The 18,032-nt window shown below is 49.7% G+C and carries 10 protein-coding genes, 1 tRNA gene and 3 rRNA genes; 2 read left to right on the top strand and 12 right to left on the bottom strand.

Features of this window, described 5'->3' with window-relative positions; translation table 11 throughout:
- Positions 1–22 precede the first annotated feature (22 nt).
- On the bottom strand, positions 23–1,075 hold the full coding sequence (locus FND36_01030; protein QDW72737.1) for an inorganic phosphate transporter: 1,053 nt from the start codon (positions 1,073–1,075) through the stop codon (positions 23–25).
- Between the two features lie 300 nt (positions 1,076–1,375).
- On the opposite strand from FND36_01030, the gene FND36_01025 reads away from it, so the two are divergent.
- Entirely contained in the window at positions 1,376–2,506 is a 1,131-nt protein-coding gene (locus FND36_01025) for an oxidoreductase (protein ID QDW72736.1), read from the top strand.
- A gap of 56 nt (positions 2,507–2,562) precedes the next feature.
- Here the strand turns inward: FND36_01025 and FND36_01020 are convergent, their stop codons facing one another.
- From FND36_01020 to FND36_00970, 11 genes are all read right to left on the bottom strand, one after another.
- Positions 2,563–5,244: an ABC transporter permease gene (locus FND36_01020; protein QDW75502.1), complete on the bottom strand. Its 2,682-nt coding sequence runs from the start codon at positions 5,242–5,244 to the stop codon at positions 2,563–2,565.
- Between the two features lie 116 nt (positions 5,245–5,360).
- Positions 5,361–6,083: an ABC transporter ATP-binding protein gene (locus tag FND36_01015; protein QDW72735.1), complete on the bottom strand. Its 723-nt coding sequence runs from the start codon at positions 6,081–6,083 to the stop codon at positions 5,361–5,363.
- A gap of 61 nt (positions 6,084–6,144) precedes the next feature.
- Complete coding sequence (locus tag FND36_01010; GenBank protein ID QDW72734.1) at positions 6,145–7,131, bottom strand: HAMP domain-containing histidine kinase; 987 nt, start codon at positions 7,129–7,131, stop codon at positions 6,145–6,147.
- A 1-nt stretch (position 7,132) separates the two neighbouring features.
- The gene (locus FND36_01005) at positions 7,133–7,795 is read right to left on the bottom strand and encodes a response regulator transcription factor (protein QDW72733.1); all 663 of its coding nucleotides are present in this window, start codon (positions 7,793–7,795) and stop codon (positions 7,133–7,135) included.
- Positions 7,796–7,833: 38 nt separating this feature from the next.
- Positions 7,834–8,562 (bottom strand): M15 family metallopeptidase, encoded by a 729-nt coding sequence (locus FND36_01000; GenBank protein ID QDW72732.1) that lies wholly within the window; start codon positions 8,560–8,562, stop codon positions 7,834–7,836.
- A 147-nt stretch (positions 8,563–8,709) separates the two neighbouring features.
- Entirely contained in the window at positions 8,710–9,543 is an 834-nt protein-coding gene (locus FND36_00995; protein ID QDW72731.1) for an SDR family oxidoreductase, read from the bottom strand.
- A 110-nt stretch (positions 9,544–9,653) separates the two neighbouring features.
- On the bottom strand, positions 9,654–10,550 hold the full coding sequence (locus FND36_00990; protein ID QDW72730.1) for a LysR family transcriptional regulator: 897 nt from the start codon (positions 10,548–10,550) through the stop codon (positions 9,654–9,656).
- 134 nt (positions 10,551–10,684) lie between these two features.
- Positions 10,685–10,757, bottom strand: a tRNA-Asn gene (locus FND36_00985).
- A 161-nt stretch (positions 10,758–10,918) separates the two neighbouring features.
- Positions 10,919–13,817 (bottom strand): 23S ribosomal RNA (locus FND36_00980).
- Positions 13,818–14,300: 483 nt separating this feature from the next.
- Positions 14,301–14,418 (bottom strand): 5S ribosomal RNA (gene rrf, locus FND36_00975).
- Between the two features lie 83 nt (positions 14,419–14,501).
- Positions 14,502–16,043, bottom strand: a 16S ribosomal RNA gene (locus tag FND36_00970).
- Together the 16S, 23S and 5S rRNA genes with 1 tRNA gene alongside form the textbook arrangement of a ribosomal RNA operon.
- Positions 16,044–16,652: 609 nt before the next feature.
- On the opposite strand from FND36_00970, the gene FND36_00965 reads away from it, so the two are divergent.
- A complete protein-coding gene (locus FND36_00965; GenBank protein QDW72729.1) occupies positions 16,653–17,942 on the top strand; it encodes an IS30 family transposase in 1,290 nt (429 codons plus the stop codon).
- Positions 17,943–18,032 lie beyond the last annotated feature (90 nt).

Genomic DNA, 18,032 nt, shown 5'->3' with positions numbered 1-18,032 from the left:
AGAACTTCTCGTTATTTATCTTCTAAAATACAAATATAAAGATTTTTACCATAAAGAAACTGATCAGACCACAGCCTGGAAAGGTAAATATCCAGGTCAGCATCATATCCTTTACCACACCAAAATTAATGGCCGAAAGCCGTTTTACCGCTCCCACTCCCATGATCGCGCTCGTTTTTGTGTGGGTTGTGGACACCGGGATTCCGAATACACTCGCCAAAAGCAGACAGATCGATCCGGCTAGATCTGCCGAAAATCCTTGGAATTTCTCTAGTTTTACCATATCCATCCCTACAGATTTGATAATCTTTTCTCCGCCTACGCTGGTCCCAACACCCATCACAGTAGAACATAATATCATCAGCCACACTGGAATGAGCATCCCTTCCACACTATTCTGTCCATTACAGAACGCTACACCAAGGAACAATACACCGATAAACTTCTGGCCATCCTGAGCGCCATGCATAAAGCTCATAAAGGCCGCGCTGAAAATCTGTCCCGCTTTGAAGAAACGATTGGCCTTCCTTCTATCCGCCGCGGCGCAGACAGCCGCAATCCCTTTACAGATCACCCAGCCGGTAAAGAACCCAAGCGCCAGGCTCAAGACCAGTCCATAAAGCACCTTCACCCATTCCTCAAAATTAATGCCTCCAACGCCCCCCTGGACCGCGATCGCGGCGCCGGAAAGGCCGGCGATCAGGCTGTGGCTTTCACTGGTGGGAATCCCAAACATCGAGGCCGCCACACTATAAACAACAATCGAAAACAGCGCCGCGCACAATGCCATCAGCGCATCCGTGGTCTCTCCTCCAAAATCCACCATATTACTGATCGTAGAAGCCACAGAACTATTGATCTTGGTCATTACCAGCACGCCAAGGAAATTAAATGCCGCGCTCATCCAGATCGCCGTCCGCACTTTTAGACATCGGGTCGAGACACATGTGGCGATCGCATTTGGGGCATCCGTCCATCCGTTGACGAAGATCACTCCCAGTGTCAGTACGACAGTCACTGCCATGACCGGATTAGAGAAAACCTCTTGGCAGAAACTCGAAAATGATACATCCATATTTTTCCCTCTTTATCTCTTTGTTTAAAATCTTTTTATTACAGCAAAATGACAGCAGGAAAACGAATTTCGCCTGAGTCTTACATCAAAACACCTGCTCGTATGAATACTTCGCCTTCCTCCTGTCACTTTACAAAGATTTAACTTGAATATAACATTGCAAAATACACGGTGTCAATATGTCTTTCCCGGATCTTATATATCTTAGCGGCAGATTAACAAGACGTCCCGCATGACCGAAAAAAGTAGCCTGTTTTTATTCTCAGTGATATACTGATTAGTATGGAAGGAGGAAAAAAGATGATCTACAAAAAATTTAAAGACTTAAGCCTCTCGGCTCTTGGACTTGGGACTATGCGTCTTCCCTGTATCAACGGGGACGACTCTCGCATTGATGAAGAATCCGCTGCCCGCATGGTTTCTTATGCTATGGATCAGGGCATCAATTATTATGATACTGCCTGGGGATACCATAATGGGAACTCGGAGACTGTCATGGGCCGAATCCTGAAATCTTATCCCCGCGATAGCTTCTATCTTGCCAGCAAATTCCCTGGATACGATCTTTCCAACATGACTAAGGTTGAGGAAATCTTCGAGAAGCAATTAGAAAAATGCCAGGTAGACTATTTTGATTTTTATCTCTTCCACAATGTTTGGGAGATGAATATCGATGCTTATTTGGATGATGAAAAATATGGAGTCTTCTCCTATCTGATGAAACAGAAAGAAAATGGCCGCATCCGCCATCTTGGATTTTCCGCTCATGGAAATCTGGATGTGATCAAGCGTTTCCTGGAAGCTTACGGCGATCACATGGAATTCTGCCAGCTTCAGATCAACTATCTGGACTGGGATTTCCAAAGCGCCAGAGAAAAAGTTGAACTGCTGGAGTCTTACCAGATTCCCGTCTGGGTCATGGAACCGCTCCGGGGCGGGCGTCTTGCCTCCCTCTCGGAAGAGGATACAAAGAAACTGCAGTCCCTGCGGCCAGCGGAAAGCGTACCCGGATGGGCGTTCCGTTTCCTTCAGACTCTCCCAAGCGTAACTATGATCCTGTCTGGAATGTCTGATTTCCAACAGCTCCAGGACAACATCCAAACCTTCCAGACGGAAGAGCCATTGAATGAGCAGGAGCAGAAAACCCTTTTTGACATCGCTTATCACATGGCCAACGGCGTTCCCTGTACCGCCTGCCATTACTGCACCAGCCATTGCCCTCAAGAGCTGGATATCCCCGGACTCATCCGGATATACAATGAACATACCCTTTCCGGCGGCGGAGCTATGGCTCGGTTTACATTGGAAGCCATGCCAGAAGACAAACAGCCTTCTGCCTGTGTCGGCTGTCGAAGCTGCGAGGCTGTCTGTCCGCAGCAGATCAAAATTTCAGAAGTAATGGCTGATTTTAATGCCAAATTAAACTCTTAATATTTTAAATTTGGGGCGTGGCATCGCCCAAAAGCGACGATGCCGCGCCTAATCTGTCATTTTTTCGAAAACACCGCCGCGGCAGATAAGCAGATAGCCGTCAGACCTGTCAGCAGCAGCGCGGTCCATCCCATCGGATAGTGAAATACAAAATACGAAAGTCTCTGCTCCATATAATGTCGGATCAACGCAAGAATCCAGCTTCCAATGCTTAGGTGCAGCGCCGCCGTCACAACACAGTACCAGCCCCCTTCCGCCAGAAACATCAGACGCTTTTGTCTCTTCGTCATCCCAATACTTTCCAGGATTTCCAGTTCCTTTTTCCGCGATAAGATTCCCGCCGCCATAACATGAAAGAAATTTACCAGGCCCGCGCACAAAAGCACGGCGCTGATACTCCCGAAGATCAACCGGCTGCCCCGGATATAAGCCGCAGCCTCTTCCAACAGATCAGACTTACTGATACAGAAGATTCCCGCTTCACCAGTTCCCTTTTCCAATCCGGTATCTCTGATCTGGGCGCGTCTCTGGTTCTCCACCTCAATGATCTGACCGATCTGGGTTTTTGTCTGTGTCTCTTGTCTTGTTTGATCTTCTTGCGGCTTCCCGCCTGCGCCGTCTTCTTTTTTAAGCTCCAGTTCCATGGTAAGGGTCTTCTTATCTGTGGGAATCCGGGCGAATCCCTGCTGACTGATCAGATAGTAGATCGTGCCTTCTGCTCCGTGCCAGGTCCGGGCGATATCTGGAAATCCTTCCGCCAGGCTGTCCAGATATCCGCTTATGGCAAATGGTTCTGAACGTTTCCTGGCAAATCCATCTCCTTTGGCCCACTCTTCCCGCTCTTTCTCACCCATCTGATTCCATTTTATGAGATCCGCCTTCGCCGGAAGCGTGGCAAAATACATCGGCTCTCCAATGCTCTCTCTGGCCGCGGCTTCCTGCTGCCTGGACAACCTATGATCGTGAAGGATCAATACCCCCGTTCCTTCCTCCAGGCTCTTCATGTCTGCCGGGATCTGATGCTTCTTTGCATAGGTTTTCAGTTCTTCGATTTCTTCCTCACTTAAGATCTGGACCACATCTGGATCTGGGCCTTCGATCATTTCATTTTCCGATGCTTCCTCATTCCTATCATTGGCCAGGGGACGCCATCCCTTTCTGGAGATCACGGAGTACAGATAAGCGCCCTCTACAAGAGAAGAAGTCTCCTGATCCACTCCATCCAGGCTCAAAAGTCTCTTCCTTACTTCCGGGGAAATAGGGGAAAATTCGTCATACTCATTGTCATAGAGAAGCGCCATCCCGCTTCCTTCGCTCTCCAATGGATCTTCTCCCCCATCCCGGGACTGATACTCCCTTCCATATCCCTCTTCCTGCGCCCACTGGCTGAATTGTCCGGCGATCAGGAAATCCGGCCGCTCTTTGATCGCATTGGCTGGATCACTTCCCGACGAGATCACAACCGCCCCAAGAAGCGCTTCCATCCCAAGGAACAGAGATAGGACTGTTCGGATAAAACGGCTCTTATACCGTGTCACATTCTGCCAGGCCATCAAAAAGATCTCTGCCCTCTCACCGCGTTTTTTTGCATAGTGATTTCGCTTTTTGTCTTTTTTCTTCCGCCTGGCCTTCTTTGTGTTCAGCGCCGTGTACCGTGTATTTTCCACACAGGACCGGCTGGCCACGTGCCAGATCACTTCTGCCGCCGAACCAAGCAGAAGCGCGGCGGACAGCAGGATTGCGGCCGCCAGGATCCAAGGACGGAAAACCCGCAGATGCACCGCCCCTCCATAGCTGCTTAAATACTGTTCTCCCAGACCATGCGGAAGCAGGAACAACAGGAGCACAAGGGAGATCCCCGCTCCCAGGAGCACTCCCGGAACCAGTATCCGCAGGATCTGCCTATAATAGATCCGGCGGATCTGTTTTTCCGTAGTCCCAATGAGATTCAAAAGCCCCATCTGCCTGACGTCGCTGATCAGGGAGATCTGCATCACATTGTGGATCAAAAAGAAAATCCCGCATAAAATGATCAAAGCGGCACCCGCCGCCATCTCGAATCCCCCTGCCATTTCCCTTACCGCCTCATAAGCGGCCGATTCAGAAACGGTAAGCTGCTGCTGCCCGTCTCTAATTGGGATATCTTCGTATAACCGTTCTTCTACTTCCCTCCAGTTCAGGCGTTCTAAGGGACACAGCAGGATATCCGCGTCTTCATGGACATGATAGCCCCATCCTTCCAGCTTTGCGAAAGAGATATATCCGGGCGCGGAGCGCTGTGTCTCTTTGACATGATCCGTAAACCAGCCGCATAGTGTAAAGGTCTCTTTTCCCTTTTGAAAGAGGCCAATGGAAACATCCACTGTAATCTCCATCCCCATCTGAGGATCTTTGATGCCAAGCTTCTGGAGCGCCCGCTTGGACAGCAGGATCTCCTGGGGTTTCTCTGGATATTCTCCGTAAATGTCGGTATACGCCGGGCTGACGATCTTCTCCCACGCGCCGGGGTCCAGCCATTGGACGGTACAGACTGAAACTGCCTTTGCGTCTTCGGCTGTTTTCTCCGCGGTTCCCGCCGTCACACGTCGTCCCGCCTGCCTGATATAACTAAGAGCCCTTGCCTTCTCATACTGAGACTGGTCCCCATTCTGAATACAGGCTGAAGCGGTCGTTCCCGCCTCTCTGATACTCCTTTGATACTCCGCCTGTGCCCTGCCATATGCCAGACCGAAAACCACCGTCAGTGACACGATGCTTAAAACCACCGCTCCCAGCAGAAGGCGATTTCTGCTCCGATTGTAAGCTCCCATTTTCTTCGAAAGCATCTGGATGACGGAACCGTTGTCGTTGGGGGTCACGCCTCTTCTTTGCATGTATGTCCCCCCTTCTGCCCAGCACATCCATTTTGTCCTGTATACACGATCCTCCCGTCTTCGATCCGAAGGAGGCGGTCCGCCATCTGGGCTATTTCTTCTTGGTGTGTCACTACCAGAACCGTCTGGTGAAATCTGGCGGCACAGGATTTCAATAGTCCCATCACTTCCATGCTGGTGACGGAATCTAAGTTCCCGGTCGGCTCATCTGCCAGCAGGACAGCCGGCTTTGTCAAAAGAGCCCGCCCGATCGCCGCTCTTTGCTGCTGTCCCCCGGACAAAGTCTCCGGCAGACGCTCAAAAAGCTCTCGGATTCCCAGCACAGCGACAATCTCTTCCAGGAAATCCTGGTCAATTTCCATCCCATCCAGTCTCAATGGCAGGACCATATTCTCATAGACGGTAATGGCTGGGATCAAATTATACTGCTGAAATACAAAACCAATGTTTCTCCGGCGAAAGACGGTCCGCTCTTCCCGCCCCATGTCCTTTAAGCTGTTTCCGCGTATCCACACGCCTCCCGCCGTAGGCACGTCCAATCCTCCCAGCATATTTAAAAGTGTGGTCTTCCCGCTTCCCGAAGTACCCACAACAGCTAGGAATTCTCCTTCCTGCACGGCAAACGACACTCCATCCAGGGCGCGGACTTCATATGTGTCCATCTGATAATATTTTTTCAGGCCCACGGCCTTTACCATCTCCATCAACATACACTCCCGTCTTCTGCTGTTTTTCTTAAGTATACGGGATAAATCTAACAAACTTCTAACAAGCCGTATCTTTCCTCTGGAAATCGGATACCGGCAGACTGATCTCCATCCTAAGCCCCGGTTCCATCCGTTTTGCCGTCAGAAATCCTCCGTGTCTGTTCACGATTTCTCTGGCAAGGTAAAGGCCGATACCAAATCCCTCCTGGTTTTTCACCCGCTTTCCCCGATAAAAGCGCCGGAAGATCTCCGCCTCTTCTCCCGGCTCGATTCCAATTCCCTTGTCTTCTACCCGTATTTTCAGAAACATCTCATTCTTCAGGACGCACACCTTGAGCTTCCCTTGGACAGGGCTATATTTTACCCCGTTGTCCAGAAGATTATAGACCGCTTCCCCCAGCCAGTTTCCATCATGGGGACACCGGGCTTCCCGCGGAAGATCAATGGCAAGATCAATCTGTTTCTCTTCCGCCTGGCTCTGGATCTGTCCCAAAGTATTCTGCACCGTCTTTAAAATGTCCGTCTCTTCCTTTCGGATCTGGATCAGCCCTTGTTCCAGGCGGGACATTTTGATAAAGTTCTCCACAAGGAACCGCAGTTTATCTCTGCTTTCCTCCAAAGCAGACAGATAACGGAAAACATCATCTACTTCTGACATGGCTGAACTCTGTGGGGAAGCCTCTCTTTCTTCCTCCAGCGCCCCTCTTAACAGCTCCGCGTATGTCTCCATATTGGCAAGGGGCGTGCGCATCTGGTGGGCCGTCTCCGAAATCAGCTTCTGGATCTCTCTTCGGCTCTTCTCAGCTTCCCTGCTCTTTCCTTCCAGCACTTCCTGCAGCCGTACCATCTGATGCTCGATCTTGGCCGGAAATGTATCTTCCCCTGACAACGCCGCCGAAAGCTTCCGACCCTCCAAAATCTCATCTGCCAGGCGGGAAATTCTCTGCAGTTCCTCCATCCGACATTTGCTCTGATACCTCCGCATCATTCCGGCGCCAGCCAGGATTCCCGCTAAAACAGCCAGAGTTAAAATTACTTCTCCCATACTACTCCCCCATCCGGTAGCCCAAACCAAATACATTTTTCAGATATACCGGGCCCTCTCCATCCAGCTCGATCTTCTTACGCAGACGGTTAACCGTCACACTGACCGTGTTATCTACCACGAACGCTCCGTCTAGGCCCCAGACTTGATCTAAAATATTTTCCTTAGTCAGCACCTGGCCCTGATTTCTCATAAAATATTCCAGAAGCTGATATTCTCTCCCTGTCAGGGAAATCTCCTGGCCGTTTATCAGCGCCTGCTTCCGGTCCAGATCCAACGTCAGATCCCGGCAGGTCAGAAGCCTTCGTCCTTCCTTTCTCCTAAGCGCCACCTGTATCCGTTTCAATAACACCTTCATGGAAAAAGGCTTGACCACATAATCCTCGGCGCCCCCTTCAAATGCTTTCAGCATGTCTGTCTCTTCGTCCCTTGCAGTCAGAAAAACAGCCGGAACTTCTCCTTTTTCCCGCAGCTCCTGATACAGAAGAATACCGTCCCCATCCGGCAGACCAATGTCGATCAGAAAAAGATCCTCTTTTCCGGTCAGCCGGGCCAGCGCTTCCTTCCTGCTATGCAGACAGATCGTGTCATATCCTTCCTTGCGCAAAAAGATTTCCAATGCCTGATTCAGTAATTTGTCGTCTTCAATAATTCCAATCATCATGGCATCCATCATAGACGCAAACGGAAGATTCGTCAAATTTAATTATAAAACTGTTCTATGTATTCTTCTAAACACAGCCCTTTTTCCAGCATTTCCGCCGCCGCTTTCTTCCCCACATACCGGTAATGCCAGGGTTCATTCTTAGTTCCGGTGATCTCTGTTTTATCAGAAGGGTACCTTTTGATAAATCCGTACTTATGAGCGTTTTTCGCAAGCCACGCATAGACGGCGTCTGAGGAACACTTGGAGTTATCCGCATTGATATCAACACTGATCCCCAATTCATGCTCACTGGTCCCCGGAGCCGCCACATATTCTTTTGCAAGCTTTTGGGCTTCTCTTCGCGAATATCCTTCTTCCTGGTACTTCTGTATTCTTTCTTCCATGATTGTTTTTTGCTCCTGCCTGGTCCTGTATCCTTCTCTTACGAACAGCTCCAGCCCGGAGGCCCTTGCGTCATCGAACATCTTCTGCAGTGATGGATATATTCTCGAATCCACCTTCTCACCATTGGATAACTCTGTAAGTTCTACCTTATATCCGTCGGGAACCCGGTTGTCTCTATTCACAAGGATCAGATTCCAGCCCAGAGAGGTATCTGCTTCTTTCGTCCTGGCGCTTAAAATATTCAGCATCGGGGTCTCCCCTTGAACGATCAGCGAATACCCCACCCGTATAAATGCCGTCCCAAAGATCACCAGCAGCAGGACCGTCAGGATTTGCTTTAAAAAGGCTTTTCTTTTTCTGCTTCTTCGGTATCTGCTCATCTTCATCACCTCCATACGAATGTAGAAATTGGTTTCCTATTATGTATAACCATCCTGATTCTCAAAAAGTTAGTGATAAAAAATAAAAACAGCCGATTGGTCTGCCATCAACCAATCGGCTGTTTCCTCCGTTTCTATCTTCTGTTTCTATTCTTCCGGCTTCAAAGGGCCATAAAAGTATGAGGCTGTAGCGCCTCCATCGATCAGGAAATCCGCTCCGGTGATAAACGCCCCTTTATCACTCATAAGAAGCTCCGCCACATTAGCCACTTCATCCGCGGTTCCAGGGCGGCCCGCCGGGCATTGGGCGAACATATTCTTGTAGAAATCCCCACGGGGACCATTGAATTCATCAATCGCCAGAGGGGTCACGATAATCCCCGGAGAGATAGAGTTGATCCGCGCGCCTTTCTCTCCCCATTTCACAGACTCGGCCATGACTCGTTTCTCATTACAGCGCTTTGCTATCTGATAAGCATGCAGCGTATCTCTGATATTCTCTGGTTGAAGGATCGTCAGATTCAGAAGTTCTTCTGTGGGCGTACATGCAAGCTGTTCATCTTCCTCCGGTGTAAGCGCCGGCATCCGGTGTCCGGATTGGCTGGAGATAGTCACTCCAACGCCGCCTTCTTTGATCACCTGCCCCACTCCCTCTAAAAGCACGGCTGTGCCATACAGATCCACTTTCAAAATCGCCTCGACTGGCGCCTGGCTTGGAGATACGCCTGCCGCGTTCACCAGCATGGTGATGTCGCCATACTCCTGCGCCTTGGCGATCAGCTTTTTGATAGATTCCCTGGAAGAAAGATCCATCTCCAAAGCCTCTGTGTCAAATCCCGCTTCATTCATGATCCTGGCGATTGCCGCTCCGTTCTCCGGTTTCTTATCTCCGATAATGATCTTCATTCCATATCCCATCCGGCGCGCGATCGCCATACCAATCTGGCCTGCTCCTGTCAAAATCATTACATCTTTCTTCATCTTGAAGCTTCCTCCTTTATCCGAGTTCTATTTTACGCCTTCAGGAGAAATGAGCAATTCCAGTTATGAATCCTTCTTATAAGTATTACTTATCCGACTTCCATCCTCTATTAAACCTCTTTATCCAGAAGCAGTTTACGCAGTATCTCCGCAAATTCTTCCATATAGTAATTTGTTTGATCTTTTTTCCAAAATACGCAGTAATTTCTCTGCATCCGCCTTCCATTCCTGGTGATCGGAACTCTGCGGACCGCAGGGCCTTCAGGCGGAAGACTTCCCGCTTCTTCAACCGGAAGAAATCCTCTGTTTCCCGCCACCATCAATCGTCCTTCTTCCAAACTCTCCGCAAATAGAAAGCTGCTCCCAATTCCCAGGGTATTCTTATAATAATCCTCCTCTTCTTTCTGCTGTTCCTTAGAAGAAATCAGGATACAAGGGGTATGTTTTAATTCCTCTAACTCTATATGTTCCTTCCCACTGATCGGATTTCTTAAGGATACTTCCGCATTGCAGCCGCATTGCAGCAACTGATAGTTAATATATTCATCGGAAAATGCCCTTCGCTGGTCTGTCAGCACTAGATCTATTTTGCCAAACCGCAGAAGATCGTATAACTCTTCATGTGTACCATTTACAATCGTAATTGGAACTTCCGGATAGATTTGAGAAAACTCCGCTACCGCCTGATGAAGCTCTAAGCCGCTGTAACTTCTCAAGTATCCGATTCTAAGACGACTCTCATCTTCTTGTCCGATCCGAACTGTTTCCCGTTGCATCGCTTCAATTTCCTCTAGTATCCCCTTACTTTGGCGATAAAAATATTCCCCCGCAGCCGTCAAAGAAAAACTGCGGTTCTCCCTGTATAAAAGCTCAACCCCAAGTTCTTTCTCTAACGCTTTGATCTGCTGGGAAATCGCCGATTGGGAAATGTAACATTGTTCCGCCGCCTCTGTAAAGCTATTCTGATCTACAACCGCCGCAAAATATTTCATCTGTCTTAACAGCAAAGGACTTTCCTCCCTCTCATTAACTGTATATATCCTACTGTTACAGTCTAGCAGAGGGAAAAGGAATCCGTCAATTATCCGCCTTAACTCCACAAAAAAACCTCATGTCGTAAAACTGACATGAGGTCTTCCAGCTCCCCCTGTTGGACTCGAACCAACGACAACTCGGTTAACAGCCGAGTGCTCTACCGACTGAGCTAAGGAGGATCATCCTATTTTATTTTTCCCCGGATAAACGAAAACACTCCCTGCTCTCACAGGTCGTGTCTCACATACCCTGAAAACTGCATACAAGAAATCATCCGTACCTTCCGCCTCCGCTTGAAAGCTCTTTCATTGGCTGCAACATCCAGCCCGCTCTCTTTGCTCTTGGTCATGCCCTCGACCGATTAGTAGCGGTCAGCTCCATACATTACTGCACTTCCACCTCCGCCCTATCTACCTCGTCGTCTTCAAGGGGTCTTACTAACTTATGTTAGGGAGATCTCATCTTGAGGGGGGCTTCACGCTTAGATGCCTTCAGCGTTTATCCCCTCCCGGCTTGGCTATCCTGCTATGCGCTTGGCAGCCCAACAGGTTCACCAGCGGCCAGTCCATCCCGGTCCTCTCGTACTAAGGACAGCTCCTCTCAAATCTCCTGCGCCCACGCCGGATAGGGACCGAACTGTCTCACGACGTTCTGAACCCAGCTCGCGTACCGCTTTAATGGGCGAACAGCCCAACCCTTGGGACCTACTTCAGCCCCAGGATGCGATGAGCCGACATCGAGGTGCCAAACCACTCCGTCGATGTGAACTCTTGGGAGTGATAAGCCTGTTATCCCCAGGGTAGCTTTTATCCGTTGAGCGATGGCATTCCCACTTAATACCACCGGATCACTAAGTCCTACTTTCGTACCTGCTCCACCCGTCGGTGTCACAGTCAAGCTCCCTTCTGCCTTTACACTCTTCGAATGGTTTCCAACCATTCTGAGGGAACCTTTGAGCGCCTCCGATACCCTTTCGGAGGCGACCGCCCCAGTCAAACTCCCCGCCTGACATTGTCCCCCGGCCGGGTCACGGCCGCTGGTTAGAAATCCAATACTGCAAGGGTGGTATCCCAACAGCGACTCCACCACAACTGGCGTCATGGCTTCCAGCGTCTCCCACCTATCCTGTACATGCAATACCGAATCCCAGTATCAAGCTGGAGTAAAGCTCCATGGGGTCTTTCCGTCCTGGCGCGGGTAACCAGCATCTTCACTGGTATTTCAATTTCACCGGGTGCATTGTTGAGACAGCGCCCAAATCATTACGCCTTTCGTGCGGGTCGGAACTTACCCGACAAGGAATTTCGCTACCTTAGGACCGTTATAGTTACGGCCGCCGTTTACTGGGGCTTAAGTTCAAAGCTTCGCTTGCGCTAACCTCTCCCCTTAACCTTCCAGCACCGGGCAGGCGTCAGCCCGTATACTTCACCTTTCGGTTTCGCACAGACCTGTGTTTTTGCTAAACAGTTGCTTGGGCCAATTCTCTGCGGCCTGGTCTCCCAGGCACTCCTTCTCCCGAAGTTACGGAGTCATTTTGCCGAGTTCCTTAACAATGCTTCTCCCGTCGGCCTTAGGATTCTCTCCTCATCTACCTGTGTCGGTTTACGGTACGGGCACAATGAAAACAATAGCGGCTTTTCTTGACGCATGGCTCACATGCTTCCCTACTCTTGTTCGGTCCGCGTCACGTCTTCGGATCGCCTGACGGATTTGCCTATCAGACTCCTACCCCGCTTGCGCCGGGTTCTCCATCCCCGGCTCATGCTCTCCACACGTGTCCCCACAGTTCTGTCTCATTGTGGTACAGGAATCTCAACCTGTTGTCCATCGGCTACGCCTCTCGGCCTCGCCTTAGGTCCCGACTTACCCAGAGCAGATCAGCTTTACTCTGGAAACCTTGGATATTCGGCCGGAAGGATTCCCACCTTCCTCTCGCTACTCATTCCGGCATTCTCTCTTCTTAAAAGTCCACAGCTCCTTCCGGTACTGCTTCTTCCCTTTAACAATGCTCCTCTACCGATCAGCTCTCGGCTGATCCCCAGGCTTCGGCAGTGTGTTTCAGCCCCGGACATTTTCGGCGCAGGACCTCTCGACTAGTGAGCTATTACGCACTCTTTGAATGTATGGCTGCTTCTGAGCCAACATCCTAGTTGTCTTCGAAATCCCACATCCTTTTCCACTTAACACACATTTTGGGGCCTTAGCCGCGGGTCTGGGCTCTTTCCCTCTCGACTGTCCAACTTATCTCGTACAGTCTGACTCCCATGGATCATCTTACTGGCATTCGGAGTTTGATATTCTTCGGTAAGCTTTGACGCCCCCTAGGAAATTCAGTGCTCTACCTCCAAAAGACTCCCATGAGGCTAGCCCTAAAGCTATTTCGAGGAGAACCAGCTATCTCCGGGTTCGATTGGAATTTCTCCCCTATCCACACCTCATCCCCACCCTTTTCAACGGATGTGGGTTCGGACCTCCATTGCCTTTTACGGCAACTTCATCCTGGACATGGATAGATCACCCGGTTTCGGGTCTGCTCCCTCTGACTTATCCGCCCTGTTCAGACTTGGTTTCCCTTCGGCTCCAGGCTTTATGCCCTTAACCTCGCCAGAAAGCGCAACTCGCCGGACCGTTCTACAAAAAGTACGCGGTCCCACCTTTAAAGTGGTTCCACAGCTTGTAAACATATGGTTTCAGGTTCTCTTTCACTCCCCTCCCGGGGTCCTTTTCACCGTTCCTTCACAGTACTATGCGCTATCGGTCACTAAGGAGTATTTAGCCTTACGGGGTGGTCCCCGCGTGTTCAGTCAAGGTTCCACGTGTCTCGACCTACTCTGGATCCCGCCATGTCAACTCGCTTTTCACTTACGGGGCTTTCACCCTCTCTGGCTGGCTTTCCCAAAACCATTCTGCTAAGCTCATTGAATCACTTCCGCGGTCCTAAACCCCAGGGCGCACGCGCCCTGGTTTGGGCTCTTCCGGTTCCGCTCGCCGCTACTCCCGGAATCATTCTTATTTTCTCTTCCTCCGGCTACTTAGATGTTTCAGTTCACCGGGTTCCCTTCCTTACGTTATGGATTGGCGTAAGGATACTGGAGGTCTGCTCCAGTGGGTTCCCCCATTCAGAGATCTCCGGATCGTTGGATATTTGCTCCTCCCCGAAGCTTTTCGCAGCTTATCACGTCTTTCATCGGCTCTTAGTGCCAAGGCATCCACCATATGCTCTTTCTATCATGACCAAAACGTCAGTATAGCGTTACTAACGCTGGCTTCAGGTTCGTCCCTTGCGGGACTGGTCTCGTTTCTTCTCCAGAAACTCTACCTCGGATGTCTCGTTTTCTTCTTTGAGATTCTTTCTTGTATGCGGTTTTCAAGGTACGTCCGTGATGTGTTTTGATGGGAGCACATCGGAAATAGACAGCGTTGGAAACTTGTTTCCATAAGCTTTCCTATTTCCCGATGTATTGGCATGAAATGCCGCGACCGAGAAAATCTCTGATTTTCGAGGTGCGCTCACATCGGTACTTGAAGGTTCTTTCCTTCCATCACTCTCTGACTGATGTTTTATCAGTCATCAGAGTCCTGAACCCTTTGTTCAAACCTCTGATCACTGGTAAAACCAGCTATCAAAACAGCACTGCCCTGCTGATCGGGTTGGCGCTGAAGGATTGTTGTCCTTCCTTGCCTGTATCTATCCTAAAGGCTCCCGCCTTTTTTCTTTTTTGACCTGGCAGCCACCTGCTCTCCCACACCGTCTCCAGTGCAGTACCATCGGCCGCTTAAGGCTTAACCATCGTGTTCGGGATGGGTACGGGTGTTTCCCCTAAGCGCATCGCCACCAGGAGTTCCATCTCTCCTTTTGACGGGATCTATGGACCCTTCTGACTTTGATAACTGAATAACAGACACCAGCCCCTACTTTCTTCCCTTAGAAAGGAGGTGATCCAGCCGCACCTTCCGATACGGCTACCTTGTTACGACTTCACCCCAGTTATCAGTCCCACCTTCGACGGCTCCCTCCTAGCAAGGTTGGGTCACCGGCTTCGGGCGTTACTGACTCCCATGGTGTGACGGGCGGTGTGTACAAGACCCGGGAACGTATTCACCGCGGCATTCTGATCCGCGATTACTAGCGATTCCAGCTTCATGCAGTCGAGTTGCAGACTGCAATCCGAACTGAGACGTTATTTTTGGGTTTTGCTCACCTTCGCAGGCTCGCTTCCCTTTGTTTACGCCATTGTAGCACGTGTGTAGCCCTGGTCATAAGGGGCATGATGATTTGACGTCATCCCCACCTTCCTCCAGGTTGTCCCTGGCAGTCTCCCTAGAGTGCCCGGCCGAACCGCTGGCTACTAAGGATAAGGGTTGCGCTCGTTGCGGGACTTAACCCAACATCTCACGACACGAGCTGACGACAACCATGCACCACCTGTCACGAGTGTCCCGAAGGAAAGCTCCGATTAAAGAGCGGCCACTCGGATGTCAAGATCAGGTAAGGTTCTTCGCGTTGCTTCGAATTAAACCACATGCTCCACCGCTTGTGCGGGTCCCCGTCAATTCCTTTGAGTTTCATTCTTGCGAACGTACTCCCCAGGTGGAATACTTATTGCGTTGGCTGCGGCACCGAATGGCTTTGCCACCCGACACCTAGTATTCATCGTTTACGGCGTGGACTACCAGGGTATCTAATCCTGTTTGCTCCCCACGCTTTCGAGCCTCAACGTCAGTCACTGTCCAGTAAGCCGCCTTCGCCACTGGTGTTCCTCCTAATATCTACGCATTTCACCGCTACACTAGGAATTCCACTTACCTCTCCAGCACTCTAGGTCAACAGTTTCCAAAGCAGTCCCAGGGTTGAGCCCTGGGCTTTCACTTCAGACTTGCTCTCCCGTCTACGCTCCCTTTACACCCAGTAAATCCGGATAACGCTTGCCCCCTACGTATTACCGCGGCTGCTGGCACGTAGTTAGCCGGGGCTTCTTAGTCAGGTACCGTCACTTTCTTCCCTGCTGATAGAGCTTTACATACCGAAATACTTCATCGCTCACGCGGCGTCGCTGCATCAGGGTTTCCCCCATTGTGCAATATTCCCCACTGCTGCCTCCCGTAGGAGTTTGGGCCGTGTCTCAGTCCCAATGTGGCCGGTCACCCTCTCAGGTCGGCTACTGATCGTCGCCTTGGTGAGCTCTTACCTCACCAACTAGCTAATCAGACGCGGGCCCATCCTGTACCACCGGAGTTTTTCCCACCGCTTCATGCGAAGCTGTGGGCTTATGCGGTATTAGCAGTCATTTCTAACTGTTATCCCCCTGTACAGGGCAGGTTACCCACGCGTTACTCACCCGTCCGCCGCTCAGTCGCAGATCTCGTCATTCCGAAGAAATCCAAGATAAGCGCTTCGCTCGACTTGCATGTGTTAGGCACGCCGCCAGCGTTCATCCTGAGCCAGGATCAAACTCTCGTATAAAATGCCTATAGACTTAGGCGCTGTCTTTTGGCGCCTTAGTCGGTTGGTAGTTCCCGGTCCTTAGGTTTGGTAGTTCACAAACCTTAGTTCCGGGAATCATCTATGATAGGACTTTAAGTTCAAGTTCGTTCCAGGTCCAAGAAAACTTACTAGCTTCCTTATCCCTTTTACTGTTCTTGGGTCGCTCCCTCCTGCTCTCACAGGCCGGAGCTGTTCTCTGAATCTTCTCTTAAGAATCTTTCAGGGTTGGTGTCTATTGTTCAGTTATCAAGGTCCGTTTTGCTGTCTCGAGCGACAACTTCTATAAGATATCATACTTTTTATCGCTTGTCAACAACTTTTCTACAATCTTTTTTATTTTTTATTTCGACTGTTTAAAAATCCACTACGTTGCCGCAGCGGATTTTTATAATACCATCATTCAAATCTATTGTCAAGGATTTCCTTCCCTTTTATTTTTACAAATTTATTGGCTGAAGTGAAAAGTTTATTTCCACTTTGAATAGGCAAAAGTAGATTTTAGTCTTTCACTCATTTCCACTTCCCCATATGCAGCATTTAGTCTTACACTTTTCATGCTAGGCAGTCGCCGGAAAGGTTGGTGTCTATTATGAAAACTCAAAACTCTTTTTCTCATTTAACTTTAGAGGAACGTCGTATCATTCTCGCCGGCATTACGAACGGCTCCACGAAAACGGCCATCGCCCAGACCATCGGCAAGGATAAGTCTACGGTTGGCAAAGAGATCAAACTTCACAGGACTCTTACCCATAAGTGTAAGATGCCCCTGGAGTGCACTCATTATAAAAAATGTGTCTATGGCCGTCAGTGTACTCCTGACTGTCCGGAGTACAGTCCTTTCCGCTGCTCAAGGCGCGACCGCTCCCCTGGTGCCTGCAACGGCTGTTCCAACTGGCCACGCTGCCGTTTTGATAAATACCAGTACTCTCCGGAAGATGCCCATATGGATTACCGTACTACTCTGATCGACTCCCGGGAAGGTGTCAATCTTACAGTGCAGGAGGCCAAACAGATGGCTGCTGTTATCGCTCCGCTCCTGAAGCAGGGCCAGTCTCCCTATCAGATCGTTACAAACCATCCGGAACTCGGTATTTCTGAAAAAACGCTTTACAACTATATCGAAAACGGTGTTTTCCACGAGATCGCGGGGATCACTGTCATGGATCTGCGGAGACAGGTATCACGCAAACTGCCGAAGAAAAAGGCAAAAACTTATAAGAAACGCACCGATAGAAAGTATCTTGAAGGCAGAACCTACAAAGATTATCGATCCTATCTCTCCGATCATCCCGAGGTCTTTGTTGTCCAAATGGATACGGTCTATAACGATGAGACAAACGGCCCTTTCCTTCAGACATTTAAATTTGTAAGAGCCGGTATTCTTCTCGCTTTATACCGCAGCGAGAAAAACTCCGCTTCCATGAAAGAAGGCATTGACATACTGGAATCCATCCTTGGCACAGAATCGTTCCGCAGATATGTCCATGTTTTACTAACTGATCGTGGGACGGAGTTTTCTGCTGCTGAAGCTATGGAGACCTCATCTGATGGCACAAGACGGACAAGGGTATTTTACTGCGATCCTATGCAGTCAGGGCAAAAAGGCACGTTGGAAAACAAGCATATAGAACTCCGTTACATCCTTCCAAAAGGAACGGATCTGAAAGAACTCGGGCTGACCTGCCAGTCCAGTCTGAATCTGGTTCTCAGCCACGTAAACTCCTCCCCTTGCGAGTTGCTTGGCAGTAAAAGTCCGTTGGAACTGACGGAATTTATGTATCAGGATCTGTACGAAAAACTGCTGGCTTTTGGCATCCATCCCATTGATAAAGATCAGATTATTTTAAAACCATACTTGCTCAAGCAGAGAAACAAGTAAGTAATTAAAACTGCCTATTAAAAAACAACAGGCGGCTGTCCAAGAAAGAAAATACCGTCCACAGCAAGTGGAATTTAGTCCTACACCTTT

It is taken from the genome of Lachnospiraceae bacterium KGMB03038 (assembly GCA_007361935.1).
GTDB lineage: Bacteria > Bacillota > Clostridia > Lachnospirales > Lachnospiraceae > Massilistercora.
The sequence above is the reverse complement of the archived record's forward strand: the minus strand, read 5'-3'. Positions and strand labels throughout refer to the sequence as shown.

Coding starts and splice junctions, on each gene's coding strand:
- FND36_01030 (QDW72737.1), bottom strand. CDS start 1,075: ATGGATGTATCATTTTCGAGTTTCTGCCAAGAGGTTTTCTCTAATCCG.
- FND36_01025 (QDW72736.1), top strand. CDS start 1,376: ATGATCTACAAAAAATTTAAAGACTTAAGCCTCTCGGCTCTTGGACTT.
- FND36_01015 (QDW72735.1), bottom strand. CDS start 6,083: ATGGAGATGGTAAAGGCCGTGGGCCTGAAAAAATATTATCAGATGGAC.
- FND36_01010 (QDW72734.1), bottom strand. CDS start 7,131: ATGGGAGAAGTAATTTTAACTCTGGCTGTTTTAGCGGGAATCCTGGCT.
- FND36_01005 (QDW72733.1), bottom strand. CDS start 7,795: ATGATGATTGGAATTATTGAAGACGACAAATTACTGAATCAGGCATTG.
- FND36_01000 (QDW72732.1), bottom strand. CDS start 8,562: ATGAGCAGATACCGAAGAAGCAGAAAAAGAAAAGCCTTTTTAAAGCAA.
- FND36_00995 (QDW72731.1), bottom strand. CDS start 9,543: ATGAAGAAAGATGTAATGATTTTGACAGGAGCAGGCCAGATTGGTATG.
- FND36_00965 (QDW72729.1), top strand. CDS start 16,653: ATGAAAACTCAAAACTCTTTTTCTCATTTAACTTTAGAGGAACGTCGT.